Raw genomic sequence first — 26300 nt, 5'->3', positions numbered from 1 at the left:
ATTGGGACGGTTCTTGCATTATTTCCGCTGGTTAGAATTAAGGCAAAATAGAATTCATTCCAAGAGCCTATAAACTGAAGTATAGCTGCAGTTGCAGCACCAGGCCTTGCCAATGGGAGTATTATTTGTAAATAAGTTTTAAGGAAACCAGCCCCATCTATGTAGGCCGACTCATCTAAGGATTTCGGTATGCTGAGGAAATAGCTTCTCATAATATAAAAGGTTACAGGTATACTAAAGGCTAAATATACTAATATAAGTCCTGTTTTAGTGTCAAATAAATTAAAGGTTTTAAATAAAACAAAAATTGGTTGGGATATGGATTGCGCTGAAATTAATAGTACTGAAGATATTAGCAGCACCAAAAGACCTTTAAATTTAAAATCAAATCTTGCCACCACATAGGCGCAACAAGAAACTATAATCACACTTAACAAGGTGCTTATTCCACAAATAAGTAGAGAATTTGTAAAGAACTTTCCTACAGGTGCTATAGACATGGCCTTCTCATAGTTGCTAAAACTAAATTGCTTAGGAATAGAAAAAGCCGAATTTCCAAATAATTCTTTATGAGTTTTAAAGGAACCTAGGATTACCCATAGTATCGGTCCTATAGAAATAACTACGAAAAATAACAAAACTATATATTTTATAAGAACAATTACAAAACTTTTAAACATTTTTAGCCCTCCCTTCTATTCATTTTTTTTACCGAATTTAAATATTTTACCAATAGAGAATACTAAAAATAAGCCAAAGATAATTTGAACGACACCTATAGCATTAGCCAAGCCATAATTCATTTCTAAGTTTGCAGTTTTAAAGAGGTAAATTGGTAAATTTAAAGTGGTATTATCTGGCCCACCCTTGGTAGTTATATATAAAATATCAAATTGAGATATCATACTAACAGCAGCCAAAATAACGCAGGTAGTTAATATATTTCTTAACATTGGTAAGGTTATAAATAAATCTACCTGAAAGCGGCTGGCCCCATCCACTTTTGCAGATTCAAAAACCTCCGTAGGTATGGTACCTATTTCGGACATGATTAGTATTGTATTAAAGGCTGAATAGAAGATCCAAGTACAGGTAACCGTTATAAAAGTATAGCTGCTATTGCCAAATAGGTTTGGAGTTAAATCTCCCTTGCCTAAGGCTACAAAAATACTTTTTACAATGCCTAAATCTGGATTTTGTAATAGATAAAACATTAGGCCTGTAGCTGCAGTAGGTATAATATTGGGAATCATGTAAGAAGCTCTTACAAATTTCCAGCCAAAAGGCTTTCTGTAAAGTAAAAGTGCCACTAATATTCCGAATGAAATAGATAGGGTGGTTTGAAGCAGGATCCAAATTGTAGTGTTACTTATGGCCTTCCAGAAGTCGCTATTGTTTATAAACAAAGTTTTGAAATTATCTATACCTGCAAATACAGGGCTTTGAAAAGGCGTGTAATTACAAAAGGCTGTAACAAATACAGTTACTAATGGGAGAGCAAAAATTATAGTAAAAAGCAATACTGTGGGAGCTATAAAAGCAATCACCCAAAAATTTTTATTTTTAACCACATAAATCCTTCCCTCTAAAAGATAAATCCCCACATTCCATGAGGATTTATCCTTATTTAAATTCATATTATTTATTTTTTCGAGCTACTTCTGTGATTTTATTTGCCATATCCTCAGGCGTTAACTTTCCGAAAGCAAGGTCTGGAAGCAGATTACTTAATGCGTCTAAAGTGTTTGGATACCATAAAGCTTGGTTTTCTCCATAGGTTGTTTTTATCTTGCTGCTAAGATCAATAATATCCCCTAGTAATGGATTGTCTTTTATGATATTAGTCGGTGCTGGAATCTTTGGCGACTCATAAATATTTCCAGTGATTTTCATGTATTCTATTTGATTTTCCATAGAGGTCTTGAATTTTTCAAAGTTTATAGCCGCCTCTATTTTGGCTTTGTCCTTAGCACCTATCATTTCACCAAACTGTGGAACTGAAATTATACCTTCACCTGGGAAGGGTGCAACTGCAACTTTATCGTAGAAACCAGCTTCCACCTTTGTAGTATCTTTAAAATCTGGTACCATCATGGTCCATTGGCAATCATAGCCACCTCACCTTTTTCAAAGTGATTTGTAGGAACTACCCAGTTTCCACCTACTGCATCTTTAGTTGTATAGTTTTTGAACAGTTTTTGAATGTTTGCAAACGCACTAATTACTTCTGGAGAAGTATAGTCTTTAGGAAAGGCCGTATTCATCCACTTGTTACCATTTGTTCCACTAGTGCCAATCATGGAGCAAAGCATTAAGGAAGTGAACCATCCATACTCTGCGGTATCCAAGGCAATTGGAGTAATATTAGCTGCTTTAAGCTTTTCACAAACTATAAAAAACTCATCCCAGGTTTTGGGGAATTCTGCTATACCTGCTTTTTTAAACAATTCTTTATTATAGTACATAGTACCAACTTCCTTAGTATAAGGAACTCCGTAAATCTTGCCATCTCTAGAGTTATAATCTAATGACTTTTGGTCAAATAAACCCTTCCAGTCTTCATCTGCATTAAAGTAAGGTGTCAAATCCGTTACTTTTCCTGATTTTACAGCTAAATCTAAGTAATTAGCACCCGTGGCTTGAATTATATCTGGAAGGTCTCCTGATGAAATTAGCAGCTTCATCTTCTGAGCATAAGCATCCGCTCCTGGTATTTCTTCTACTTCAAGGGTTACTCCCTCTCCCAATTTTGATTTTGGAAATTCCTCTACTAATTTTTTAAAGAAAGCTGCCTCTGGTAAAGTACCTACCCAATAAGTAGCTATTTTAAGGGTTACAGGTTGTTTTTTTGTGCTAGTAGCTGTACTAGTGGAAGCACTTTCCGTTTTAGTGTTACAACCCATTAAGTTTAGTGTCATTACACCGCAAACCATTGCTACTAAGATTCTCTTTGTCGTTTGTTTCATTTATATTTCCTCCTATATTTTCAGTCTCAGGTTCTCGCCAACCAGAACCATTATTCATTTTCTGAGGATAAGCGCTGTACAAATGAAAGCGCTGTCCGTCTTTTGCGTAACAACCCCTTAAGTTTAATGTCATTGCTCAGCAAACCAATGCTGCTAAGATTCTTTTTCTGGTTTGTTTTATCTGTATCCCCCTATATTTTCAAGTTGAGTTTATTATAGAAAATTTTAAGCCTTAAGTTAATTGAGTAAAATGTTTTAAACTTTTACTTTTATTGCCTAGTTTTTTGAAAATTCAGTAGACCTTTACTTACAAATAAAAAATTTTTTTATTTTTACTTTCTTTTATTAATTTTACCCTATTTATAAGGAAAAAGGATTGGTAAAAGCTATGTCGAATTACTATGCATTCCTTATGCGAGGTGCTGTTATGAATACTATTAGATTTAAGCTTTTTCTTCTTATAACCTTTATTGTAATACTTATTACCTCTGTAACTGGTGGGTATTTTTATTTTACGATGTCAAATACCCTAAGATCTAATGCAGAAAGGGAACTTTCTCAGATTTTAAATCAAACCAATAATAATCTGAAAGCGCAATTTGATACTATAGATTCAACCTTACTATTTTTCATGTCCAACCCTTTAATTAGAGATAATTTAGATAAAGAATCTCCAAACTTTGAGGAAGTTCATCAAGCCATGCAAAAAACCAATATCGAAAAACAATTGTCTTATTTACTTATCTATAACTACTTGTGGGATGCACAGCTAATAAAATCTGTATATATATTTGATAGTAAAAACGCCCATTACCACATTGAACATAATAGTTTAACTACGGAGGTTTCTCTTCAACATAATGTAAGGGCTTACCAGGAAAGCTCCTTACAGCTTGAGGCAACTCAAATAATACCCCCTACTGAAAAAGATGAAACCCTTTACTTAGTTAAAAACATGAAAAGTGAATACTCTTTAGAGCATATTGGCACAATTATTTTTGCCATAGATGTGCAAATTCTATCGAAAAACTTTAAAGATATTACTCAATATAAAGGTGCCCAAGCCATCCTTGTTAATAAAAACAAGGAAGTTTTGCTTCATACCGACACTAGTATGCTAGGCAAGAAAATAAATGCTAACCTAGACGAGGGCTCTTCTACTGAATTAAAGGAAGTAACTAGTAAGGGAGAAATTTATTTGACCATGGCTAAACCAATAGAAAAATATAACTTTATCTCCAGTATCTCTGTCTCTAAAAAGCAGGTATTTTCTAAGTTTTCAGAGGATCTTTTAAGATATATTGAAGTAATCGCTCTAATTCTACTACTATTCTTAGTGCTTACTATTTTGCTTTCAGCTAAAATCTCCAAACCTATTAAGGATTTAATGAAGAATATAAATCATATTAGAAAAGGAAACTATGCAACTAAAATGCCTAGTTATAAAGCTTTAGAGCTTAGGCAATTATCAGAAACCTTTAATAAAATGACAGATGAAATTCAGTATCTTATAAATGATGTATATATAAAGCAATTACTTTTAACGAAAGCTGAATTAATGTCCTTACAAGCGCAAATAAATCCTCATTTTCTCTTTAACGTACTAGATACCATTAGCTGGCATGCTAGAGCCACAGAAAATAAAGAAATAAACGAAATTATCTCCCCCTTAGCGTCCTTTTTGCGCGCTAACCTTTCCCTTAGTGGCAAGGAAAAAATAACCATAGAAGAAGAGCTCCAATATATACAATTTTACCTTTCCATCCAACATAGCCGCTTCAAAGATAGGTTTGAAAGTAAGGTTAATGTAGATGACAGTTCCATTTTATCCTACTATCTTCCTAAGCTTTGTATTCAGCCCTTAGTAGAAAATGCAATAATCCACGGGCTTGAAGAGAAACTTAGCAAGGGCTTGCTTACTATTAGCTTTAGGTTCTATTCTGAGGGAATACAAATTGAAATACTGGATAATGGAGCTGGTTTTGAAACAAATAAGCTTACTACCTTAAAAAGTGAAAAACATGTAAGTATAGGATTATATAACTCAAATAAACGGATACAGCTTTTGTATGGTGAAAACTATGGAATAAATATCACCAGTGAATTAGGTAAAGGAACTGAAGTCATAGTTAGAATTCCATTAGATAAAGGAGAACTTAATAATGCATAAGGTATTAATTGTAGATGATGAACGTGCTATCAGACTTGGTTTAGTTAATTTTGTAGCATGGGCTTCTGCAGACTGTGAAGTAGTTGGAGAGGCAATTAATGGGTTAGAGGCTATAGAAAAAATCCAAGAGCTAGCTCCTGAAATAATAGTTACAGATGTTAAAATGCCTGGAATGAATGGAATAGAATTAGCAAAATATATTCACGAAAAGGTTCTGCCGATAAAGGTCATAATTTTAACAGGTTATACTGACTTCTCCTATGCTCAAGCTGCCCTTAAATATAATGTAGTAGACTTTGTCCTTAAGCCAACAGAACCGGTGCAACTGATTGCTGCAGTAACAAAAGCTAAGGCACAGCTGCTTGCTGCAGTAGAAGTAGATTATAGCCTTAGCTTGCTTAAAAATAAAATTATTGATTACTCAGAAGCTTTAAGAGAAAAATTTATTAAGGATGTCTTTGATGGAGTAATAAAAACAAACAGCGCTATTGCTGACAAAGCTAACGAGCTCGAATTAAATTTAACTTCCTATTATGTACTTTTATTTGAAATCCATAATACAAATGTTGAAGATATAAAACAGCTGATTAGCTTAGTTTTCAAGGACTATACTTTTTATACTGTCTGCTTGAAGGAAAGCCAGTTAGGTACCCTAATCTCTTTTAAGGATGAAAATTCCTATCTCCTATTTGAGCTATGTTCAGAAATTCTTAGAACTCTAGAAGGCTTTATAAGCGCCCCTATTTCTATTGGAATTAGTAACCCTCACTTAAATATTATGGAGCTTAAAACAGCTTATGAAGAAACTAGTATCTCTCTTTCTTCTAGGTTTTATAACAAAACTGAAAATAGCCTTTGTATATATTCAAACTATGTCAATTCCTTGTGCCATGAAGAAAAATTTTCAACAAATACTTCTATAGAGAATATCCTAGATGAGATTAAAGTAGGAAATGGACCAGAGTTTTCTAGACTTATTTCTGAACTATTTGAAAAGCTAAGAGCTACTAAGCAGCCTATAGACTATATAAAAAATATGGGCATCAATCTTTGTTTTGCTTTCCAAGCTTTGCTTTCAAATTATAATTTAAGTTTTTCCAGCTTCACAAAGGAGGAACAACCTATATATAAACAAATAGTAGCTTGTACTTCAGCTTTAAAACTTTCCCAGCTAATAGTTGAACTAGCTTCTGAGGTTTCAATAAAGCTAGCCATCATAACAAAACAAAATAATTTAATAATCATAAAAACTATGAGGTATATTAATGAAAACTATAAAAGTTCCATTACACTAAAGATACTTTCAGACTATGTACACACTAATAGTAGCTATTTAAGTAGGCTATTTAAGAAGGAAACCGGTGATACCGTTACTAAAGCTATTAATAAAGTTCGTTTAGAAAAGGCTAAAGAACTATTAAGCACTACTGATTTGAAAACTTATGAAGTAGCTGAAGAGGTTGGAATTCCTGATCCTTCATATTTTTCTATTATTTTCAAAAAATATACTGGTGTAAGTCCTAAGGATTATAGCAGAAGATAAACTCACCATATCCATAAACACCTTCTAAAGCCTCAAAGTTTCCGAAAATGCTAAAGTTAATTATCCAGACCCACGAGATTCTAAACGAGAGTGGGGAAATTTTTAATAGTAGCCAAGGAACGTTTGTAGGTCCAGTCTTTAAATACCGAGGTATACTCGGGGAACCTAATATCCAACCAGCGGATAATCCGGTTTTGCAGTCGGACACTATCCGTTACCCAAAATTCCGGATCCCTCATCATGATACGTAACCTTTGAAAGACGGTAGCCTGTCGTGTGTATTCACTCGGCAGACGACGTCCGCTGGAGAATGCATGTACTCAGATACCCATTGTTTTGTCACAGAATTTCGTGAATAAAACAAAAAAAACACGATATAAATTTTTAAGTATCGTGTTTTTTTCAATTATCTATTAATTACTGAGATGCCTTAAATTGATAAAACATACTTCTTTGATATATTGAGTTTATGTGCTTCTAATATTTCTTGTAAGTGAGCACTTTCCGGAGGTATTACCAGAATTTATCTTCAACTGCATAACACATGAGGTTAAGTTGTACATTCTATTTCTTACTAGGTGAAGTGTGACGAAGCAGCAGCACGGTAATCATACTGTGCCTCTGGTAAGGTTGCGGTACTGGATCGGCGTCACACCTTCGACCTTCTTGAACTTTCGAATGAAGTTCGTTATATCGACATAGCCGACTTCTTCCATGATTTCCTTGAGGGCCAGTTCGGTCGTTTTTAGTAATCGCTTCGCTTCCTCCATGCGGAGTGAGTCGATGTAGCGCATAAGCGAGCAGCCCGTTTGATCCTTGAAAAACCGAGTCGCATACGAACCGGAGAGTCCAAACTTCCCAGCGATCGTTTCAAGGTCGAGCGAATGATCCATGTATTTACGCTCAATGTAAGCTGTCATCGTTTCCAGCAGGACGACGTTTTTACTTTCTTTTTGCTTTGTAACATATTTGCAAACTTTGAGACATATGCCGACGACAAGATGCTCCAACTCATCCATGTCTCGCAGCGGGGTACGAACAGTTGCTGCAGCGTTTCATCAAGGCGGTCGCGAGCTCAAGCTCGAGCTCGATGACCGTCTTGATGGTGCTGTTGACGATATCGAAGCAGATACATTCCGACGCTTCGACAGAGATGTTCGCCTCCGTGATGTGGCTAAACGCGCCCCGCACCGCTTGCTCGACCTGACTGACGTTACCTTGCTTAATCCCCTTGACCAACAGGTCGATCCATTCCACGGGGTAAACATAATCGTTCGTTTGAGTCGGGCCGATTTCGTCAAAGGAGAAAACTCTGTCGCAGCCCTGCACGAATCGATGCCGGGATGCATGGGTTGCTTCCACGTATGACCTGGAAATGGATGCCACCTCATCATAAATACCACCGAGCCCAATCGAAACGGTAAGGCGAAAGTATTGCTTGAAAAACGATCTCGCTTTCTCGGCCAGCTCCCGAAGCACTTCCGGATCGTCGAACCCTTCGTTCAGGCTCACGAGAAACACTATACCGTGACCGTCTATCATTTCTGTGCCGAAGCCGCTTCCCGCCTCCAAAGACAGCTCCTCGACCGCCTTGATCAAGCCGTACGTGAGCAGTTCCTGCATCCGACCGGAATTTTGCTTGCGGAAGGAGGCGTAATCGTCGATTCTTAGCAACATAACGGCGTAATAAGGCTTGTCAAGGCTCAGATTTGAAAACTGAAGCATGTCGTCGATCTCTGCTTTTGTTTTCAGCCTCCCTTTGATTAGGGAGATCAGTACTTGTTCCGAAAGCGCCCGGCTTTGACTGCGAAGCCGATGCTGCAAGTTCTCCTTCTCCTCCGCCAATTGGCCGACAGCACGTGAAATGTAGTCGATCTCATCGCCGGATTTGTGGAATAATCCCAACCGATACTGGCTCGATACGATTTGGGCCAGCCTGCTCAACGGACGATAATGTTGGATCGAGAATCCGATCGCCATCGCAACCCCGATCAGAAACACGGCAACAACCGTCGTATTAAAGATGCCTCGTATGTTGGAAACCTTGCCCATCCATTGGTCGTTTGGCAACGCAACCGCGTAGGACCAATCCTGCAAGCTCGACTGTTGTGTTAGCAAAGAAAACTCCCGTCCGTTCGTTGACACCTGGCCAATACCATATTGTCCATTGATCTTGCGGATTTCTCCAAGCAAACGATCCCCAGTTTGCTCGGACACCCCACTCTCCTGCCGAAATATAACTTCCCCTTTTTGATTCAATATAAACAGGATACCGCTCGATTTGGTCAGAACGCCTTTAGCAAGACTGGCCAGCGTTTCCTCGCGGATAAGAAACAGCGCAACGCCATAAGGGACTTCCGCATTCAACGGGATCGGCGCCATGTACGTAGCAACGCGTTGTTCTGCGACGCGGTTGAACGATAACGGTTCTACCGGACGCATGAAAGGAGTGGACAAAGTATCGGCCGTTCGGATGAATTCAGAGGAGCTCCAGTTGCGGTATCGGTAAATGTCTTCAAAAAACAAGTTCATATCGTACGTCCCGCTGGCGGCGTAAAGTTTCGGAACACCGTTTTTTTTGTAATAGAGAACAACGTCATTGATGAACAGGTTCGTAGACAAATACTGCTCCAACTCGGCTACCGCTTGAAGCGAGCCGTAACCGCCGTCAGTTGCCGTATACGGCATCAGCTGCGGATTTGCGGACAATTGGGAGGCGAGTCGGTTCATTTCCTGTACACGCAAATCGACGGCATCTCGAAACTGGGCGAGAGAAGCTACGGTCGATTCCTCCACCTCGCTGCGCAGTGTTTCGAAAAAGCTCCGGTGCACGACGCTGCTTACGGCGACAAGCAACAGGACAACAAGCAAAATGTAGGAGAACAAAAAGTGGTAAAATCGTTGACTCCGGATCAACCGCAACCCCTCCCTCCCGAACGATGCCTATACGATGGTTACCTTCCCGCTGGCCCTGTCGGGTCAGATGCTGGAAGCCATTATTTCTTATATCGATCGTATGCGGCTTGGTAGATGGACATATATTCGTTCAGCTTCATTTTTTTCAACGTTTCGACATAGCTGTCCCACTCTGAGAAAGGAGTTTTGCCAGTGACGAATTTGGCGTTCATCTCCGTCACGTATGTATTGATATCGGCGCTGAGTGCGGCCATCTTCTGATTTTCCTCGGCTGTATAAGAGAACGTTGGCCAGATCTCCTTCGGTATATACTTCACGAACTTTTCCGCCGCTGCGATCGACTCCGGCAGTGATTCGGCGCCTTTGAAAAACTTTTGCTGCACCATGTTTGGATAGCCGCCGCCCGGCCATACGACGTATTTAACAAGCGCCTGCTCGAACGTTAAGCCACCCGGATTGGCGGTAATTTCCTTCGTGTACTGCAGTTCGCCAGAGGGTGTCTTCTCATACGACTTGCCCTCGAAGCCCATGAAGAACATTTTGCTGCCTTCCTCACCATACAAATAGTCCATCCAGCGTACGGTCGCTTCGGGATGCTTGTTTTTGTCGGTGATGACGAATGCCCCTGGATCGGCCAAAGGGGATCCGACGGCCGTGTACACCTGATCGCCGTGAGGCCCTTTCAACGCGTTAGCGCCGATGTATCCCGGCTGATTCATCAGCGTCTGCGGGCTTGTCGTACGGATTGCGCCGTACAAGCCTTTCGAGCCAGTCGCATAAAACTGGTTCGACTTGATCGTGAAAATATCCTCGGCGATCAGCTTCTCGCTATACAACTTCTGTACATACTGCAGCATTTCCTTGTATTTTGGATCCGTTGGAATAAATCTTAGTTTACCTGAGGTATCCACGTCAACATTGGCATGGAGAATTCCTCGTGTGCCGAGTCCCCAGGCGCCTTTGAAATAATTGATGATGCCGGGCAAGCCAACGCTCTGGAATGGAATTTCGTCCGCCTGGCCGTTGCCGTTCGGGTCTTTTTCCTTAAACGCTTTCAGCATATTGTAAAAGTCTTCGGTCGTTTCCGGTTCCTTCAGGTTGAGCTTGTCTAGCCACTCTTTTTTGAGCCATACTTTACCACCGCTAAGCACCGATGTAAACTTGGGATCGAACACCGTTGGGAACGAGTAAATGTTGCCGTCCGGCATCGTTAGCCCTTTGCGCACCTCCGGATATTCGTTCAGAAGCTTTTTGATATTCGGTGCATACTTGTCGATTAGATCGTTCAGCTTGATGAAGGTGCCCTGTGATCCGTATTTGAGCAAGTCCGGCGTAGGAATTCCCGCAGTGAAGAAGGCGTCGGGATAATTCCCGCCAGCGAGCATGATGTTGCGCTTTTCCGTCAAGGTTTCGTCCGGAATCATATCCCAGTCGACATGAATGCTCGTCAGTTTTTCGTACTCCTGCCAAAGCATGACATCGTTCCAATTGGAAGCGGTCGTAGGTGCTTTACCGGCGATCATCTTCAGGTTTATTTTTTCGGGTGCAATGGGCATTCCCGTTGTGCTAATTCCCGCTTCTGGTTTTTTCGTATCGCCAGGACTTTTCGCCCCGCCTCCGGAGCAAGCGGACAACAAGTTGATCGACAAAACGAACGATAATAATATGGTGACATTTTTTTTTGAGTCATGTGATTGGCCTCCAATTTTTGCTGTATATTTCCACTTTCAAAATACCATTTATTTTCAAAAAAAATAATCAACCCTTCACCGCACCGATCGTAAGACCTTTGGTGAAATACCGCTGCAGGAACGGATACATCATCAGTACAGGCAGGTTGGCTATGATCACGACTGCGTATTTGATCGATTCAGCTTCCATAACGCTTTTTGCGAGTGATTCTTCCCCGCTTGCGACCATATCTTTCATGTTGCTTTGGATCAAAATTTCGCGCAACACGAGCTGCAGCGGATACTTCTCACGACCCGTCAAATAAATAAGAGCATTGAAATAAGAGTTCCAATGAGCTACGCTGTAAAACAACGTCATGACGGCGAGGATCGGAAGCGCCAAGGGCAGGACGATACGCAGCAATATTTGAAGGTTGTTACAGCCGTCAATTTGCGCCGATTCCTGAATTTCTCCTGGAATGCTTTGCTGAAAAAACGTGCGCATAATGATAATGTTCCAGACAGCCACCGCATTCGGAATGATAAGCGCCCACATCGTGTTCACCATGCCGAGCTTTTTGACAAGCAAATACGTCGGAATAAGCCCGCCGCTAAAAAACATCGTGAATACGAACAACGCCGTAACGAAGCTGCGTCCGTAAAGCTCTTTGCGCGATAGTGGATAGGCGGCGCATATCGTCATGATGAGATTGACGCATGTCCCTAACAAGGTGTAAAGGATTGTATTCGCATATCCTGTCAAAATATCTTTGTTTTGAAACACTTTCTCATAGCCGTGAAACGTAATGCCCTCCGGCCATAGCCAAATTTCGCCGTTCACGACTTTGCCCGGGTCACTGATCGAAGCGACGAGCACGAATACGAGCGGGTACAGGACCGTGATCAGGACCAGTACGAGCAAAGCGTGCACGATAAAGACGAATATTTTGTCTCCGAACGATTGCTTTACCATAAACTCGTTTCACCCGCCTTTCGGGCAATAAAGTTGACGGTCACGAGCATGAAGAAATTAATAACCGAGTTGAACAGACCGACAGCAGCGGAAAAGCTGTACTGTGCTTCCAAGATCCCGCTTCGGTATACGTAAGTAGAGATGATGTCAGACGCTTCCATGTTGAGCGGATTTTGCAGCAAAAACACTTTTTCGAAGCCAACGGCCAGGATAGATCCAACGTTCAAGATAAGTAATATGATGATGGTCGGTAAGATGCCGGGCAGATTAACATGCCATATTCGCTGCAAACGGCTTGCCCCGTCGACCTTAGCCGCTTCATGCTGCTGAGGATCTATGCCGGTCAAGGCCGCCAAATAAATGATCGAGCTCCAGCCCATCTGCTGCCAGACGCCTGAAAATACATACACCGTCTTAAACCAGCCGGGCTCCGTCAAGAAGGCGATTTGATCCCCGCCAAACCATTCGATGAGGGTGTTGACGATGCCGTAGCGCGGCGACAGGAAGATGAGCAGCATGCCGACCATAACGACGGTGGACAGGAAGTGGGGGGCGTAGGTGACGGTTTGCACCGTTTTCTTGAACGATTTTGACTGAACCTCGTTTATGAGGAGCGCCAAAATAATCGGTACCGGGAAGCCCACGATCAGCTCGTACAGACCGATTCCAAGCGTATTTCGAATCACCCGCCAGAAGTAAAAGCCGTCGAAAAACCTCTCGAAGTGCTGGAAACCGACCCATGGGCTGCCATTAATTCCTTTAGAGGCGATAAATTCTTTGAACGCGATTTGTACGCCATACATCGGGATGTAATGGAAAATAATGAAATAAATTATCACCGGTAATAAGAGCGCGTACAAATCCCAATGCTTGCGCATCGAGGATACGAAGGGGGACCTTCGGGTCGCTGCCGTTTTTGCCGGAGCCGTTGCCAGCGTAGTATGCTTCAAATAGATACACCATCCTTTCCGTATAGTTGTTCGGGTGTTGGACTCCCTTGCCGTTTACGATAAAACAAAGCGCTTTCAACGTCCATCGGCATTTTTTTCTCACATCTGCTTTTCTTTACAGAATGCTGGAACGGCGCGGGTTCGGAGGCATGAGTATTGCAAAATCTGGGCTACCGAATTAGAAATTCAATTTTTATAATTGATTAAGGTTTTTTCGGTTGTGGAGCGACTTGCTTTGGAAACGAAATTGGATTTATTTAAATGGAAGCAATATGAATCGGCAATCATTTTACTTACGGTGAGATGGTATTTGATTGAGGATTAAGGATTTCCCATACAAGATTATGAGATCGGCCCATGAATTTGGACCCGAAATCGACAAACGAATGCGTCCCTTATTGAAACCTACAAACGATTCTTAGAGGAACGACGAAACCTACATCAAAGTTAAAGGTCAGTGGAAGTATTTATACAGAGCGGTTGATTCTATGGGGAAAACCATTGATTTCATGTTATCTAAAAATCGGGATAAGCGCTTCTTTACAAGGGCTTTGTCCTCTCCACATACTTAAATCCCACGTGTAATCACCTTGGATAAAAACCCAGCAAATATCGGTCTCCTTTAAATAGATTTTCATTAAATGATAACGCTATCAATTATTTACAATGCGTCGTCAAGAGAACCAACGCTATGTTTGCTGGCTAACGCTATTTTTTACTTCATTGCATTTGAAGCTCATTGAAGTCAACATCCCTAGCATCCCCCCCTGCATTTGGATAACCCGATCGTTATGGATTCTTTTCCTCCTGATCGATATGAGGCTGAAGATGCGGACCAATGGACGGATGCCTACGAAATATATCTAAAAGTGATTACGAATCAATCGGTGAGGAGCTGAAAGGGTAATGTCAGAGCAGCAAACAAGAGGTAGAAAGACGGATGTGAAAGATACTGAATGGATTAAAGACCTTTTACGTCACGGATTACTTACTGCCTATATATAATGTTGCCTTGAACCAAAGATATTGGATAAAAGAAAGAAGGATACTCAATGGAATCTGCTGTTCAAGAGTCAATACCTTCATCTTCCCAGGAGTCGGGATGGAGGAGGAAAAGAGTCGGGTTGTGGTGCAAAGCTCTAATACATGATAAATTGATTTTAATGAATACATGAGATGGAGCAGTTACATTAAAAATGGAATTAGATTTTATTAAATGGAAGCAGTATGAATCAGAGGTTATCTTGCTAACAGTAAGATGGTAGCCAAACGTTTTTTCAAGAAAGCGTTGACTTCACCTTACAATCAATCGCCGCGCGTGATCACGGTCGATACCCTATCGCAGTCCAGTAATTGAAGGACGAGAAAGCTATGAATCAGGAAGCATTACTACGATAACAGAAATATCTAAACAATATTATTGAACAAGATCAGCGATTCATAAAGAAAGCTATTAAACCAATGCTGGGATTCAAGTCTTTCAGTACTGCGGAGAAAACAATTGTTGGGATAGAAGTCATGCATATGATAAAGAAAGGACAGGTCGAATGCAATCATTCGTCTGTCCTTTCTGCAGTTGAATTGATCAATAAAATGTTTGGGCTGATAGCATAGTCAAACAACAAATATGATGACTGTCTTTGATCCGTTTTAATGTTGCACCAAGACCCATTTATGCCTCACATATCTTTTATCATTTGTTCCGCTTGCCTCAAGACGAATTGTTGTTCAACTTTGAAGTATTCCGCCAACATAATAAGCCCTTCGCGCAAGTAAGTAGCCATATTTTTAACTTCATTTCTAGATAACCATTCCTTTGGTGTGTTCGTTTGATCGATGAACATCGGAAAGTAAGCGCGCGCTGAGTGAAAATGTTGTTCCATCAACAAGGAGGAAAACCGAACGGATGGATAGGTATGTTCCGCTTTGCAATACAATTCCATCGCAGGCAGTAAAATTTGCTCTTCCATCTCCAAGTGCTGGCCCAATTGCAAAGTGTAACCAAGCACTAGCCTCCGTAAGGCAGGGATCATGTCTATCCACCCATTTTCGTCTTGACTATTGTTACCATTAGCGGTTTGTAAGGTAGTATAAAATTGATTCAACTCCTGCGCCAAAAAAGCATGCTCTTTCTCCAATCGGTTGACAAATTGCAACCATTCACCAGAGTTCATCGGTTCAGTAACGTACCCATCATTTTCCACCGTATTTTTCATAACCATTCGCTCCTTGATCTGCCTTATATATTAGGGGTTCTTTCGTTTCCGTTTTGGTTCTTTTGGGATGTTGGTGTTTCTCAAACCAATTGTAAAGATAGGGAAGAATAGAATGATCCAATCAGAAGAATATTTGCGGTTTGATAACCCTGAGTTTTTGTATAATGTAATTTATTATTTGCTCCATAACCCGTTTATTTACATTCTCATCCTTTTGTAAAAAATTCTTTTTGTGTATTCCGCTGTGAGGATATATAGAACGATAATGAGACCAACTGCTACAAGAATTTCGTTTGGGATTGAGGTAAATCCAAAAATTCTGCCAATGGATGTAAATGGGAAGATGAGTGTCGCAACCATAATAGCCAAGGTAGCAAAAATGAGTGGTTTCGAAGGTGTACTTTTCAATGCAGACTTTTGGGTGCGAATAACCAACACATCAGCGATGCTGAAATAACGGATTCGATGAACCAGCCCGTTCTAAATTGTTCAGGCGTCGCATGAAGCATAAATTTAAGAACTCCAAACGTCATAAAATCAAAGATAGAGCTGACGATTCCAAATGTGATCATAAATTTGCGAATGAATTTAATATCCCAACGTCGCGGTTTATCGATCATTTCAGAATCTACATTATCCGAAGCTATGGTCATCTCAGGGAAATCTGTAAGTAGGTTAGTCAATAGAATTTGTTTAGGCAGCAAAGGCAAGAAAGGGAGAAATAGTGAGGCTCCAGCCATACTAAACATATTTCCAAAATTAGCGCTTGTCGCCATAAAAACATATTTCATCGTATTAGCAAACGTTTTTCTACCTTCCTGAACCCCTCGAACTAGTACATTCAGATCCTTGCCAAGTAATACAATATCCGCTGCTTCTTTGGCGACGTCAACTGCACTATCAACGGAAATACCGACATCTGCAGCGTGTAGAGCTGAAGCATCGTTAATACCGTCACCAATATAGCCGACTACATTACCTGCTTTTTTTATTGCATGAATAATTCGCTCTTTTTGATTCGGCTCAACTTCAGAAAATACATCAATGATATTTACTTGATGCATTAAAGCTTCATCGCTCATCGCGGCAAGCTCTTTGCCAAGCAGGACTTTTGGGTGAACCAAGCCGATTTGTTCACTAATATTAGCGGCAATCAGGTGGTTATCACCCGTTATTATCTTTAAAGCAATGCCAAGCTGTTTTAATTGCTTAATTGTATCGGGGATTCCAGGCTTGGGCGGATCTTTAAACAGCAGGAAACCGAGAAACACCATATCCTTCTCCTGATCCTTAGTAATTTTCTCCGAATCTACTTTCCGTTTAACTGCTATGCCTAAAGTCCGTAGTCCTTTTTGGCTGTATTCTTCAAATTGTTTTGCAATACGATCCTTCTCTGGGGCAATCGCCGTTTGAGCTCCATCTGCCGCTTCGATGAAAGAACAAATGTCCAAAATATTTTGCAATGCGCCTTTCGTCACAATAAGGCGTTCATTATCCTCTGAGACAAGAATGCTTAAACGTTTTCTCATAAAGTCATAAGGTATTTCGTCCAGCTTCGTATAGCTGCTAATATCTATTTTTTTGTGGGCCAGAATTGCTTCATCGATTGGGTTTGAATAACCCGTTTCAAAGTGTGCATTTAGATACGCATACAGCTCCAGCTTTTCACTGGAGGCGCCATTCGCATCGACAATCGAATCTATTTGCACTGTACCTTCGGTTAGCGTACCCGTTTTATCGGAACAGAGTACATTCATGCTGCCAAAATTCTCAATAGAGGCGAGCCGTTTCACGATAACATTATTATTTGCCATCTGTTTGGCGCCGTAGGACAAGTTAATGCTGATGATCGCAGGCAGTAGCTGCGGTGTCAGACCTACAGCTAATGCTAATGAGAATAAAAAAGAATCCAGAACCGGTCGATCCAGAAATAGATTTATTGCAAAGATTGCGAAAACTAAGATTAACGTTATTTCCATCAACATATAGCCAAATTTACGGATACCATGCTCGAATTCTGTTTCCGCAGGTCGAAGCTTTAAACGTTCGGATACTTGCCCAAACTCCGTTTTATTACCTATACGGATGATTAAAGCTTTAGCCGTACCGCTTACTACATTGGTCCCCATATAGAGAGTGTTTATGCGTTGTGCTAGAGCTGTATCTTCTTCCAATACGCCTGGAGATTTCTCTACGGGAAAGGTTTCCCCGGTTAAGGCAGCTTCGTTTACAAACAATACATTGGCCTCCAGTACGAGGCAATCTCCTGGAAGAACATCCCCGGAATGCAATTGGATCACGTCGCCAGGAACCAGTGTATTTATAGGAGATTCCAGCGATTTTCCATCACGTATCACATTGGCTTTGATTTGTACAATAGCCAATAATTTATTCATTGCGTTAGCTGCTCCTCTTTCCTGCAGGAAACCAAGGAAACTGCTGATAAAAACGATCACCAAAATAATAATCGCATCCGTATAATCATGCAAAAAAAACGATAAGATTGCCGCTATGAGAAGAATCAACGCGATTGGACTTCTAATTTGAGAAAAAAAAGGGATAACAAATCGAACCTTTTCTGAGGCTTGATTAAATCCGAACGATATTGAATTAATCGTTTTGCAGCCTCATCTTGCGTTAAGCCTTGAGAGGTTGTCTCAAGGCTTTTTAACAGTACCTCAACTGATTGACTCCAAAATGATTGTAGCGGATTATTCATACATTAACCTCCCCATTTATTTACGAGCAATCCCGATCGAATATAAATCGAACCAGTAAGTTGGAAAAAAGAAACGGACTACAACTAACTCCCTGCTTGGATTCTGATATGATCGATAAATCGCGACGCTTGGATATCAAATTCATTGCAAATTTATGATCACATTTGGAATCGTCAGCTCTATCTTTGATTTTTATGATGTTTGGTTCATCGAATCCGTTATTTAAGCATGCTATAGATCATTCCTGATAAGAATGGGATCAGCCAGATGATCCAAACGATCACGCTGAGCTTATGGAATTTTTGCAACATTTGCTTGGCATTTTTGTACAAAACAATAAATGCCCAAATGGCATGGATCAGCATTAGAATAAGTGCAAGCGCCCCTGTAATCAGATGAAAGGAACCATTTTGATTTGAACCTGCCTTCGCTAGTTGCCCCATGACATAAGTACCAGATGTATCAAATACTAACCCTAAACAGAACATTCCTAGATGCCATTTTTTCAAAACTCCCTGGATATTTTCCGCCCAAACCCCAATGGTGTAGAACACCAAAGCAAGAGTAATTAATATAACGGCGTACGGTAGCATACTCATAGCTTACTCCCCCCTTCAGATTCCTATTTTAATATTTAATCATTCCCAAACCACTGAAAATTGATATGTGTTCATTGTATAGGTCATGAGGTTCAGTAAGATGTGATACAAATCACAGTGACAACCAATTAGTTTATACCTGTTTGAAGATGAATGATGATTCGAGATTATCAAGTCTTAGCAAATACGTGGTTTCCGAAGGGCAACAGAAATTCCAACTTACGGAAAACATCCTGATGCAAAACTGATGGGCACACTCGACTATGAAGCAGGTGAAATCTATTGGAAAGAAAATTTCCGGAAAACATCGTTGCCAAATATCCTGAAGGAAAGACCGTGATGATTCTGGACAACACCCGGATCCATCATGCAAAACTGATCCAACCGTTCCTGAAAGCTCATGTGCAGCAACTTGAACTCGTTTTTCTGCCTCCCTACAGTCCGCAGTTAAACTGAATTGAGGGCTTATGGGCTTGGTTGAAAAGGTCGGTCATCTATAATGTTTTTTTCGCTACGGTCGAGGAAATACGAACTGCGGTCAAAGCAAATTATTAATCGTCTTTGCCTTAAGTTATAACAGAGTACTGCAAGCCTTACTAACCAGTTGCAGCCAATACCTGATAAGAGCGCCACTGAAAACGGCTCTACAGTTTTAGCTTGGACAAGCTTTACAAGCTTTGTTACATATACGCCATGTTCGGTTAAACCAACCAGATGTCTGAACACATAAGCGATGAACACAGCTCCTATGAGGTTCCCCACTGTAATTAATCATAAATTAAACCCTGATATACAGCAGAAAGCCTAAGGCAATATAAGCCCCGCCCAAAAAGCCGCGCATCAATTTGGTTCTTGTACCCTAAATGGGCCTTTTTTAAACCAACTTCAACCGTTCGTTCCCATATTGCTCTGGTTTTGCAAATCCCATGATGACTCCTCCTACACGACTAATTACCTCAATATAGAACATGTATAAGGAAAGGTATGTGAATTAAGTTACTATACAAAAAGGATATGCCCCCAACATGATATGGAGGCACATCCTTTTACAACACACGAATGATCATTTCAAAGGAACGATCAATCTGACTATTGTTCCTTGTCCCGGTTCTGAGTGAATATCTAACTTGCCGCCAATACTTTTGGCTCTCTCTTCCATACTAAAAAGGCCTACCCCTTTTGAAATGCTCTTTCTGACAAATCCTTTTCCCTTATCCTCTATCAGAACCTTAACACTCTCATCTATCTCGTGAACGACAACACTGGCTTCTGACACATCCGCGTACTTGGCAATATTGGTAAGAGCCTCTTGTATCACACGGTAAATGGTGGTTTCCACAAGTGCTCCCAATCTTCTACGCAAGCGGCTATCCAACACGATCCGAATCCCGTAATGGTTGGTATAATTTTCAATATAAGTTCGAACAGCAGGCACAACACCTAAATCATCCAATACGGAAGGGCGTATCTGCCAAGCCAGACTTCGCACTTCTTCGATGATTCCGGAAACATGATTTCTAAGTAGCATCAACTCCGAATTTTCTGTCTCTCCGTCCCCGATCAATCTATCCATTTGGATCAACAACGAGAAAAGGCTTTGACCAATGCCATCATGGAGCTCGCGTGAAAACTTGCGGCGCTCTTCCTCTTGAATTTGAATGACCTGCGACATCAACAGTTGGAGTTCTTCTTCCACACGCTTCAATTCCGTTACTTCATTACGAATGGCCAGATATTGGTAGGATTGTCCTTGTTCATCCACGAATGGAACGATGGTTGTATCTACCCAATAAAAACTTCCGTCTCTAGCTTTGTTTTTAATTTCGCCGCGCCATACCTGCCCTGAGGAAATGGTTTTCCACAACTCTGTCATGAATTCCTTCGGGTGATAGCCAGAGTTGATAATCCGATGGTCTTGACCGATAAGTTCAATCCGGGGGTACTTGGAAATTCCACAAAATTTGTCATTCACATACAGAATCTTCCCTCTTTGGTCAGTAACGGCTACAATGGAGGATTCGTCGAGAGCAAATTTAACATTGGATAATTGTTTAAGCGACTGTCTCAAATCCTGTTGAAACAACGAGTCCGCGATATGATTATCAAGAAGACTTAATAGTTCAGTCACATTCTCACCGATTACTTCAGGGTACTCCCTGTTCAAATTCTCACTCAAAGTTCAACAGTCCTTTCTTCACAGCGTATTTCACGAGTTCCGGTCTCGTCTTGAGGCCTAGCTTCTCCGTCACGTTGCTTTTATGTGATTCCACTGTTTTAACGCTGATGATTAATTGTTCTGCAATTTCTTTGTTTGAGAATCCTTTGGCAATAAGAGCTAGAACTTCCCTTTCACGCTCCGAAAGAGTTTCAAATGTGTCCGTATTTTCGCCTTGCTTCAATCGTTCTATATATTCATTCATGAGCCTCTTCGTTGCTGTTGGATACAGATAGGCATTTCCCGCAGCAACAGAGCGGATAGCCGTTAACAGTTCCTCATGCGGCGCACTTTTCAATATGTATCCTGAAGCGCCAACGTGAATAGCTCGGAATAAGTACTCGTCATCGTCATGCATGGTCAATATCAAAATGGCTAAGTTCGGCATTAAACGCCTCAGCTCCGTGGTCGCAGTGAGCCCATCCATGCCAGTCGGCATATTAAGATCCATTAAAACTACATCGGGTTTCAGCAATAGAGCTGCCTGAAAGCCTTCTTCACCGTCCGCTGCTTCCCCAATTACTTCTATGTCATGCTTGCCATGGAGAAGCATCATTAAACCTGACCTAACTACTGCGTGATCATCCACGACCAGAACTTTCAATATCCCCATCCTCCTAATAACCGGATAATGCTCCCGATTTATCTTAGTCTGCACTAATCATAACAAAAAAAATGAATTCCAGTAAGTAATGGAATTCATTTCACGGATTCTTTTTTAATTTCCACTAATATTGAAGCTAATGTGTAGAGATTATCATGGGCTGCAAGCCATTCATTGGGTTCAAATCTGGTTTGTTCTCGTTTACCCATATAAAGCAAGCCCAATATCACGGGGCTGGAAGTCGTCACAAGCGGAAACACAGCAGCAGTCTTCAGTTGTTCAGCGAGCATAAGAGGACAATGAAGCCTTTCTTGACTACTCTTAGGATGCGTATCATCGAGCTTTACCCATCTGCCCAGACGTAGAGCATGACCCGCTAATCCATTGCCTGATTTGATAACCATTTGCTGATAACGATCATTACTGTTTCCCAACACATAGTCCCAGCCGCCCCGCCCCATGTTTCCCTGAAGATGTGCCAATGCAATGAAATCGCTTGACGTCAAGCTTCGCAAAAGCTCCAATTCTGCTATCAGGTTTGCATCGCCAAACGCCATATCGGCCACCTCCCATCGACGAAACGTTGCAGAATATCCATACATCACATTGTAGTCGTTTCTACTCTTCTTGTAAGTCAGGGAAAACCCTGATTTCCGCATCAGGAGTTTCAGCCCTAATTCCGATGTTTTGCCTTAGCGTATCGCTAGGGAAATAAGGAATTGTTCTGTGATTTTTCTCACACGAAGATAGGGAGTTTCACCTTAAAAGATCAGTATAACTCCCGATAACCAAAACCACGAAAAGCCGTTATGATGAAGATAACAAAGAAACGTTGAGGAGTTGGTCCAGATGGCCATGAATCATATAGCGAAAAAAGAATGCAACACTTGCGATCACACGGAAACGAAAGCTCATAAAGGAATTATGAATTTCTTCTCTGAAGAAAGTTTTGAAAGACTTCAAAGCATCATGTATGTGAAGCATGCAGCTAAAGGCGACTACTTATTCTGGGAAGGCGACACTGCCGACAAATTATATTACGTCATACAGGGTGGGGTTCGCATTACCAAGCTGTCCGATACGGGTAAAAGCTTCATTCTTTATCTGCATCAGGCGGGTGATTTGTTCGGCCAGATGGATCCCTTTCAGAACTCTTTGCAGAGCTTTAGTGCCGAGGTGACAGAAGATTGTAAAATTGGTGTGATTCAGCGAAAAGACCTCGAGGTACTTCTATGGCAGCACGGAGACCTAGCTATTGAATTTATGAAATGGATGGGGCTCATGCACCGCATGACAGAATCGAAATTCCGCGATTTAATGATGTACGGCAAGCCAGGTGCGCTTTGTTCTTTATTAATTCGACTAAGCAATTCGTATGGCATCCCTAATGGTAAACATACCCTAATTAATTACAAGATCAGCAATTCTGAAATGGCCGATATGATTGGAGCTACACGTGAAAGCGTCAATCGGATGCTAAGCGACATGAAAAAAGAAGATGCTGTTGAGTTTCATAACGGGCAAATTATGATTAAGAATGCAGCATACCTCCGCGATATCTGCCACTGCGAAAACTGCCCGTTGGAAATATGCCGCATGTAGCTCATGTGGGATTTTTTCAATATACATGAAAAGGACTCCACATTTCTTGAGAAGAGTGGTGTCCTTTTTTTGCTTGATTCCCTTTATTTTATGACAAGTACAGGGAGTTTGGCGTGCTGAACAATATTATGGCTGACACTGCCCAGAACAAATTCACTAATGCTACTAAGACCTCTGCTGCCAACAATAATAAGATCTGCATTAATTTCATCTGCATAATCCAGAATTTCTTTGGTAATCGAACCGCTTCTCACTTCAATATGAATGTTGGAGAAGTCCGCAATTTTTTCATTGATTTTTCCAATGACCTGCTCAGAGTAATCCAAATAATTGGTTTCAATGACACCTTCATTATATCGCTTGTTTCAATTCGAAGATGTGAGAAAATCACTATTCCCTTATATCGCTCAGCATTTGATTTGCAACCGGGAAAAACATCTCCTCTTCGGATGATAAATGCTCGGATAGTACGGAACAGGCCACACTAAGCAGCGAAATCGCCTTTTTCAGTTTGACGCTATCAGCCCCTTTGCATTGCTCAGCATGGTCAAGAAATGAGCGAACAAATCGTTCTGCTTGTTTATGATCCTCTTCCAGAACCCAAGTTGAGGTCAAAAAAGTGGGCTCCATCCCCTGGTTCGCATACTCAGCAAGGAGGGGCAGCACCTCCTCTTCCTCCCAGTGTTCATGTGCCTCGAGCTGTTGCATAAAAAGTTCCATTTGTTTTCGAATTTCTTGAAGTAAACGCTTCGCCTCTTCTGAGCCAAGCATTCCCACCATATGTCTTGTCATGTCTTGAACATGGTCAAGCTCCTTTTTCAACGCGCCATGTTCGTCCTTTAACCGCTCCAGAACCTGTTGAAGTCTTACCATACATCATTCCTCCTTTTATTGCTGTAATCACATTATAAACCTTTATTTCAGAATTCACTGTGAGGAGAATCACAACCCATCTTATCGTTTCGTGACTTTAATCACTGCGGCATGCCAGCCCTGGAATTTCCCCAAAAACTTCCTTCTGGATGTTCAATGAATCAAAAATCTGCAGATGATTTTTTACCATTATCTCATTTTCCAATCCTCACCCATGTGCACACTGCTTCGCAAATGACACTCGTCCTGCTGTTTGCCGTCACGCTTACTTGGCTGCTATCGCAAGAATGGGTGCGTCGGTTTAGTCGACCACTTATTGAACCGAATCTATCTTTAAACGCTAAGCTTCCACTCAAAAAAGAGGTACGGGAATAACCCATACCTCCTTCTATCATACAGTTGTAATAAGACCGTAAGTACCGTCATTCCGACGATAAATAAGTTCTGTTTTCATGGAATCTCTATTAAAGAACAAATGAAAGTTATGGTCCAGCATATTCATTTGAAGAATGGCTTCCTCAATATCTTCCGGTTTGTTCGGAACGGTCTTAACGCGAGCAACTTCAAATGGGGAGTCATATTCACTGTTTGAAGGCGCCATGCTTTCAAGCACCTGCTCCTTTAATCCGTTTTGTTGGCGCATCCTAATCTTGATCTTATCCTTTAACTTTCGTGACTGTCTTTCTAACTTGTCTGCGACAGCATCAATCGATGCGTACATATCATTCCCTTTTTCTTCCGCGCGAAGCAAGGTGCCTTTGCAAGTGATCATCACTTCTGCAGCCTGAATGTGTTTATGGCCTTGAACAGATAGGGTAACATGCATATCACAATCTTCTTCAAACCAAGGTTCCAATCGCCTTAATTTACGTTCCACATAATCTTGTAGTGAGGGGGTCACTTTAACGTCTTTTCCATGTATAATCAGTTTCATCAGGCTCATCTCCTATGAGAAAAAATACTCCAAATCTGTTAATACTTTTTCCGTTAATGGGAATATAAGTTGTTCTTCCATGGTGAAATGGTCGTTTAATATCAGACATGCCTGTACGAGATGCGCTGCGGCATCGGCTAATCGCTTCTTCACAACTAAAGGTGTTACATCAATAATAGCCTCTTGAAAAGACTGAATAAACGAAATGCCAAGTTGGTGGTCCTTTTCCAATACCCAGAAGGAAGGCATCATCGAGGGAGCCGGTTGGCGATCAAAATAAGTTAACAGGAACGGAAACAATTCCTGATCTTCCCATTCAGAATGTCTTTCCAGCTCAATCATAAATTGATCGGTCAGTAATCTGAGTTCTTGGACCAGCTGTATGCCCTTCCCCGAATCATCCAATAGAATCAATTCCTTGGCACTCGTTTCAAGCAGCCTTAGCTTCTCTCTCAATTCTTTATGCTCTTCCTTTAAACGATCCGTAGCAAAAGCAAGCTCCACTGGGTTTGAAGAAGCAATCCCCGAAGTGTAGCCTGTAGCATGTGTGGCCATACAGAATCCCTCCCAAGGTTCGTTTACTATCTTCCTTTAGTATAAGCTTTGCCAATAGATTCGCGCTGTGCTGTATATCACATTAGCCGCCAACATTTCTGCGTTTGCATGGAAAGCTTTCGTATTACTTTCTTCCTAATAACCCTCCGCATTTTCACCTTCGATTTCATATCCTATTATCTTCTCTTTAACAATAGTAACTTTACCCCCACTGTTTTGCAGCGTAGTTTTAACATCTCCTATTTTACAATCTGCACAAACCCAACTATTTCCTAACTTCCTATATCCATTTGTCTTACCACATTGTTCGCAAGTAATCATTTATCATCACCTTATCTAAAATTATTTTCTTTATCGGCTACTTATAATGTACTAATTTTGTAATTAGCGTTCTATGAGATATGTCACAGACCGTAATCGAAGGATTCGCAAACTTTTTAGTGTTCGAAAAAGCTTCAGTAAAACGGATTATTTTCATCAAAAGAATGATTGAAGAAGTCAGAGGATTATTGGATGAACTTTCTCTCCTTGAAAAGAATGATACAATCGTATTAAACAATTCGGGAAATATAAACATCCTGCAAACCCACCGCCAACTTACACTAAATTTTACAGCTTGGGTTACAGGACTTTCAATGTAACGGATGATATATATCCTCTAGCTAATGTGAAAAACAAAGAATGCGATGGGTTTCAGTCATATGATTAAGATCTATTAAGAGAAGAAAATAAATATAGTTCGAATAATTTTAATAGTCTGATTATTCCAATAAACTTGACTATGAGTAATGCAT

27 protein-coding genes and 3 pseudogenes are annotated in these 26300 nt (G+C 40.8%); 8 read left to right on the top strand and 22 right to left on the bottom strand.

All coding sequences use genetic code 11. The features are described 5' to 3' along the window. The 4 genes from FU659_RS25270 to FU659_RS25255 all read right to left on the bottom strand — a co-directional run. Nucleotides 1–680: carbohydrate ABC transporter permease (locus tag FU659_RS25270; RefSeq protein WP_147950091.1), on the bottom strand; the 680-nt coding region annotated here is incomplete at its 3' end. Between the two features lie 15 nt (nt 681–695). Further along, a complete protein-coding gene (locus tag FU659_RS25265; RefSeq protein WP_147950090.1) occupies nt 696–1637 on the bottom strand; it encodes a carbohydrate ABC transporter permease in 942 nt (313 codons plus the stop codon). Nucleotide 1638: 1 nt separating this feature from the next. After that, nucleotides 1639–2094: a hypothetical protein gene (locus FU659_RS25260; protein ID WP_147950089.1), complete on the bottom strand. Its 456-nt coding sequence runs from the start codon at nt 2092–2094 to the stop codon at nt 1639–1641. Next, on the bottom strand, nt 2091–2966 hold the full coding sequence (locus FU659_RS25255; RefSeq protein WP_147950088.1) for an ABC transporter substrate-binding protein: 876 nt from the start codon (nt 2964–2966) through the stop codon (nt 2091–2093). Before FU659_RS25255 ends, FU659_RS25260 begins: the two co-directional genes overlap by 4 nt. A gap of 427 nt (nt 2967–3393) precedes the next feature. Between FU659_RS25255 and FU659_RS25250 the strand changes: the two genes are divergently transcribed. Both FU659_RS25250 and FU659_RS25245 read left to right on the top strand, forming a co-directional pair. Next, a complete protein-coding gene (locus FU659_RS25250) occupies nt 3394–5136 on the top strand; it encodes a cache domain-containing sensor histidine kinase (protein ID WP_187274387.1) in 1743 nt (580 codons plus the stop codon). Continuing rightward, nucleotides 5129–6679, top strand: coding sequence for a response regulator (locus FU659_RS25245; protein ID WP_147950086.1), 1551 nt, complete (start codon nt 5129–5131; stop codon nt 6677–6679). Before FU659_RS25250 ends, FU659_RS25245 begins: the two co-directional genes overlap by 8 nt. Nucleotides 6680–7287: 608 nt before the next feature. On the opposite strand, the gene FU659_RS25235 is transcribed toward FU659_RS25245, so the two are convergent. From FU659_RS25235 to FU659_RS25215, 5 genes are all read right to left on the bottom strand, one after another. Next, complete coding sequence (locus tag FU659_RS25235; protein WP_147950085.1) at nt 7288–7698, bottom strand: helix-turn-helix domain-containing protein; 411 nt, start codon at nt 7696–7698, stop codon at nt 7288–7290. Beyond that, nucleotides 7691–9595 carry a PDC sensor domain-containing protein gene (locus tag FU659_RS25230; RefSeq protein WP_187274386.1) on the bottom strand — a complete coding sequence of 635 codons (1905 nt, stop codon included), beginning with the start codon at nt 9593–9595 and terminating at the stop codon, nt 7691–7693. The genes FU659_RS25235 and FU659_RS25230 overlap by 8 nt, the downstream gene beginning before the upstream one ends. An 80-nt stretch (nt 9596–9675) precedes the next feature. Next, nucleotides 9676–11244: a type 2 periplasmic-binding domain-containing protein gene (locus tag FU659_RS25225; RefSeq protein WP_261808043.1), complete on the bottom strand. Its 1569-nt coding sequence runs from the start codon at nt 11242–11244 to the stop codon at nt 9676–9678. A 109-nt stretch (nt 11245–11353) separates the two neighbouring features. Further along, nucleotides 11354–12238 (bottom strand): carbohydrate ABC transporter permease, encoded by an 885-nt coding sequence (locus FU659_RS25220; protein ID WP_147950082.1) that lies wholly within the window; start codon nt 12236–12238, stop codon nt 11354–11356. Continuing rightward, the gene (locus FU659_RS25215) at nt 12232–13188 is read right to left on the bottom strand and encodes an ABC transporter permease (RefSeq protein WP_397356500.1); all 957 of its coding nucleotides are present in this window, start codon (nt 13186–13188) and stop codon (nt 12232–12234) included. Before FU659_RS25215 ends, FU659_RS25220 begins: the two co-directional genes overlap by 7 nt. A 422-nt stretch (nt 13189–13610) precedes the next feature. Between FU659_RS25215 and FU659_RS38995 the strand changes: the two are divergent. Continuing rightward, nucleotides 13611–13757: pseudogene (locus tag FU659_RS38995) on the top strand (DDE-type integrase/transposase/recombinase); the annotation flags it as partial. An 832-nt stretch (nt 13758–14589) separates the two neighbouring features. Further along, nucleotides 14590–14802, top strand: a pseudogene (locus FU659_RS25200) (DDE-type integrase/transposase/recombinase); the annotation flags it as partial. 65 nt (nt 14803–14867) lie between these two features. Here FU659_RS25200 and FU659_RS25195 read toward each other — a convergent pair. The 4 genes from FU659_RS25195 to FU659_RS25185 form a co-directional block, all read right to left on the bottom strand. After that, nucleotides 14868–15404, bottom strand: a complete 537-nt coding sequence (locus tag FU659_RS25195) for a hypothetical protein (RefSeq protein WP_147950080.1) — start codon at nt 15402–15404, stop codon at nt 14868–14870. Nucleotides 15405–15808: 404 nt separating this feature from the next. Then, nucleotides 15809–17947 carry a magnesium-translocating P-type ATPase gene (gene mgtA / locus FU659_RS25190; protein WP_261808046.1) on the bottom strand — a complete coding sequence of 713 codons (2139 nt, stop codon included), beginning with the start codon at nt 17945–17947 and terminating at the stop codon, nt 15809–15811. Continuing rightward, nucleotides 17926–18123 (bottom strand): cation-transporting P-type ATPase, encoded by a 198-nt coding sequence (locus FU659_RS36515; RefSeq protein ID WP_222708638.1) that lies wholly within the window; start codon nt 18121–18123, stop codon nt 17926–17928. The genes mgtA and FU659_RS36515 overlap by 22 nt, the downstream gene beginning before the upstream one ends. Before the next feature lie 219 nt (nt 18124–18342). Beyond that, a complete protein-coding gene (locus FU659_RS25185; RefSeq protein WP_222708639.1) occupies nt 18343–18717 on the bottom strand; it encodes an HsmA family protein in 375 nt (124 codons plus the stop codon). A gap of 324 nt (nt 18718–19041) precedes the next feature. On the opposite strand from FU659_RS25185, the pseudogene FU659_RS38985 reads away from it, so the two are divergent. Further along, nucleotides 19042–19278: pseudogene (locus FU659_RS38985) on the top strand (transposase); the annotation flags it as partial. Here FU659_RS38985 and FU659_RS25175 read toward each other — a convergent pair. From FU659_RS25175 to FU659_RS25160, 4 genes are all read right to left on the bottom strand, one after another. Beyond that, on the bottom strand, nt 19189–19449 hold the full coding sequence (locus FU659_RS25175) for a formate/nitrite transporter family protein (protein ID WP_261808045.1): 261 nt from the start codon (nt 19447–19449) through the stop codon (nt 19189–19191). The pseudogene FU659_RS38985 and the gene FU659_RS25175 sit on opposite strands and share 90 nt — an antisense overlap. Before the next feature lie 337 nt (nt 19450–19786). After that, the gene (locus FU659_RS25170) at nt 19787–20899 is read right to left on the bottom strand and encodes a PAS domain-containing sensor histidine kinase (protein WP_147950077.1); all 1113 of its coding nucleotides are present in this window, start codon (nt 20897–20899) and stop codon (nt 19787–19789) included. Continuing rightward, the gene (locus FU659_RS25165; protein ID WP_147950094.1) at nt 20892–21545 is read right to left on the bottom strand and encodes a response regulator; all 654 of its coding nucleotides are present in this window, start codon (nt 21543–21545) and stop codon (nt 20892–20894) included. Before FU659_RS25165 ends, FU659_RS25170 begins: the two co-directional genes overlap by 8 nt. A gap of 92 nt (nt 21546–21637) precedes the next feature. Next, complete coding sequence (locus FU659_RS25160; RefSeq protein WP_147950076.1) at nt 21638–22099, bottom strand: GAF domain-containing protein; 462 nt, start codon at nt 22097–22099, stop codon at nt 21638–21640. 298 nt (nt 22100–22397) lie between these two features. On the opposite strand from FU659_RS25160, the gene FU659_RS25155 reads away from it, so the two are divergent. Further along, nucleotides 22398–23144 (top strand): Crp/Fnr family transcriptional regulator, encoded by a 747-nt coding sequence (locus FU659_RS25155; RefSeq protein WP_147950093.1) that lies wholly within the window; start codon nt 22398–22400, stop codon nt 23142–23144. Between the two features lie 83 nt (nt 23145–23227). Here FU659_RS25155 and FU659_RS25150 read toward each other — a convergent pair whose 3' ends face one another. Together FU659_RS25150 and FU659_RS25145 are read right to left on the bottom strand one after the other, a co-directional pair. Next, entirely contained in the window at nt 23228–23470 is a 243-nt protein-coding gene (locus FU659_RS25150; RefSeq protein WP_261808042.1) for a universal stress protein, read from the bottom strand. 64 nt (nt 23471–23534) lie between these two features. After that, the gene (locus FU659_RS25145; protein WP_147950074.1) at nt 23535–24017 is read right to left on the bottom strand and encodes a hemerythrin domain-containing protein; all 483 of its coding nucleotides are present in this window, start codon (nt 24015–24017) and stop codon (nt 23535–23537) included. Between the two features lie 156 nt (nt 24018–24173). Here FU659_RS25145 and FU659_RS25140 point away from each other — a divergent pair, with 156 nt between their 5' ends. Beyond that, the gene (locus tag FU659_RS25140; protein WP_147950073.1) at nt 24174–24392 is read left to right on the top strand and encodes a hypothetical protein; all 219 of its coding nucleotides are present in this window, start codon (nt 24174–24176) and stop codon (nt 24390–24392) included. A 16-nt stretch (nt 24393–24408) separates the two neighbouring features. On the opposite strand, the gene hpf is transcribed toward FU659_RS25140, so the two are convergent. The 3 genes from hpf to FU659_RS25125 form a co-directional block, all read right to left on the bottom strand. Next, nucleotides 24409–24951, bottom strand: a complete 543-nt coding sequence (gene hpf, locus FU659_RS25135) for a ribosome hibernation-promoting factor, HPF/YfiA family (protein ID WP_147950072.1) — start codon at nt 24949–24951, stop codon at nt 24409–24411. Nucleotides 24952–24963: 12 nt separating this feature from the next. Further along, entirely contained in the window at nt 24964–25506 is a 543-nt protein-coding gene (locus FU659_RS25130) for a hemerythrin domain-containing protein (protein WP_147950071.1), read from the bottom strand. A gap of 135 nt (nt 25507–25641) precedes the next feature. Further along, nucleotides 25642–25827 (bottom strand): hypothetical protein, encoded by a 186-nt coding sequence (locus FU659_RS25125; protein WP_147950070.1) that lies wholly within the window; start codon nt 25825–25827, stop codon nt 25642–25644. A 119-nt stretch (nt 25828–25946) separates the two neighbouring features. Here FU659_RS25125 and FU659_RS35795 point away from each other — a divergent pair, with 119 nt between their 5' ends. After that, a complete protein-coding gene (locus tag FU659_RS35795) occupies nt 25947–26147 on the top strand; it encodes a hypothetical protein (protein WP_187274385.1) in 201 nt (66 codons plus the stop codon). The last annotated feature ends 153 nt before the right edge of the window (nt 26148–26300 follow it).

The organism is Paenibacillus sp. N3.4 (assembly GCF_008017805.1).
Classification (GTDB): domain Bacteria; phylum Bacillota; class Bacilli; order Paenibacillales; family NBRC-103111; genus Paenibacillus_E.
The sequence above is the reverse complement of the archived record's forward strand: the minus strand, read 5'-3'. Positions and strand labels throughout refer to the sequence as shown.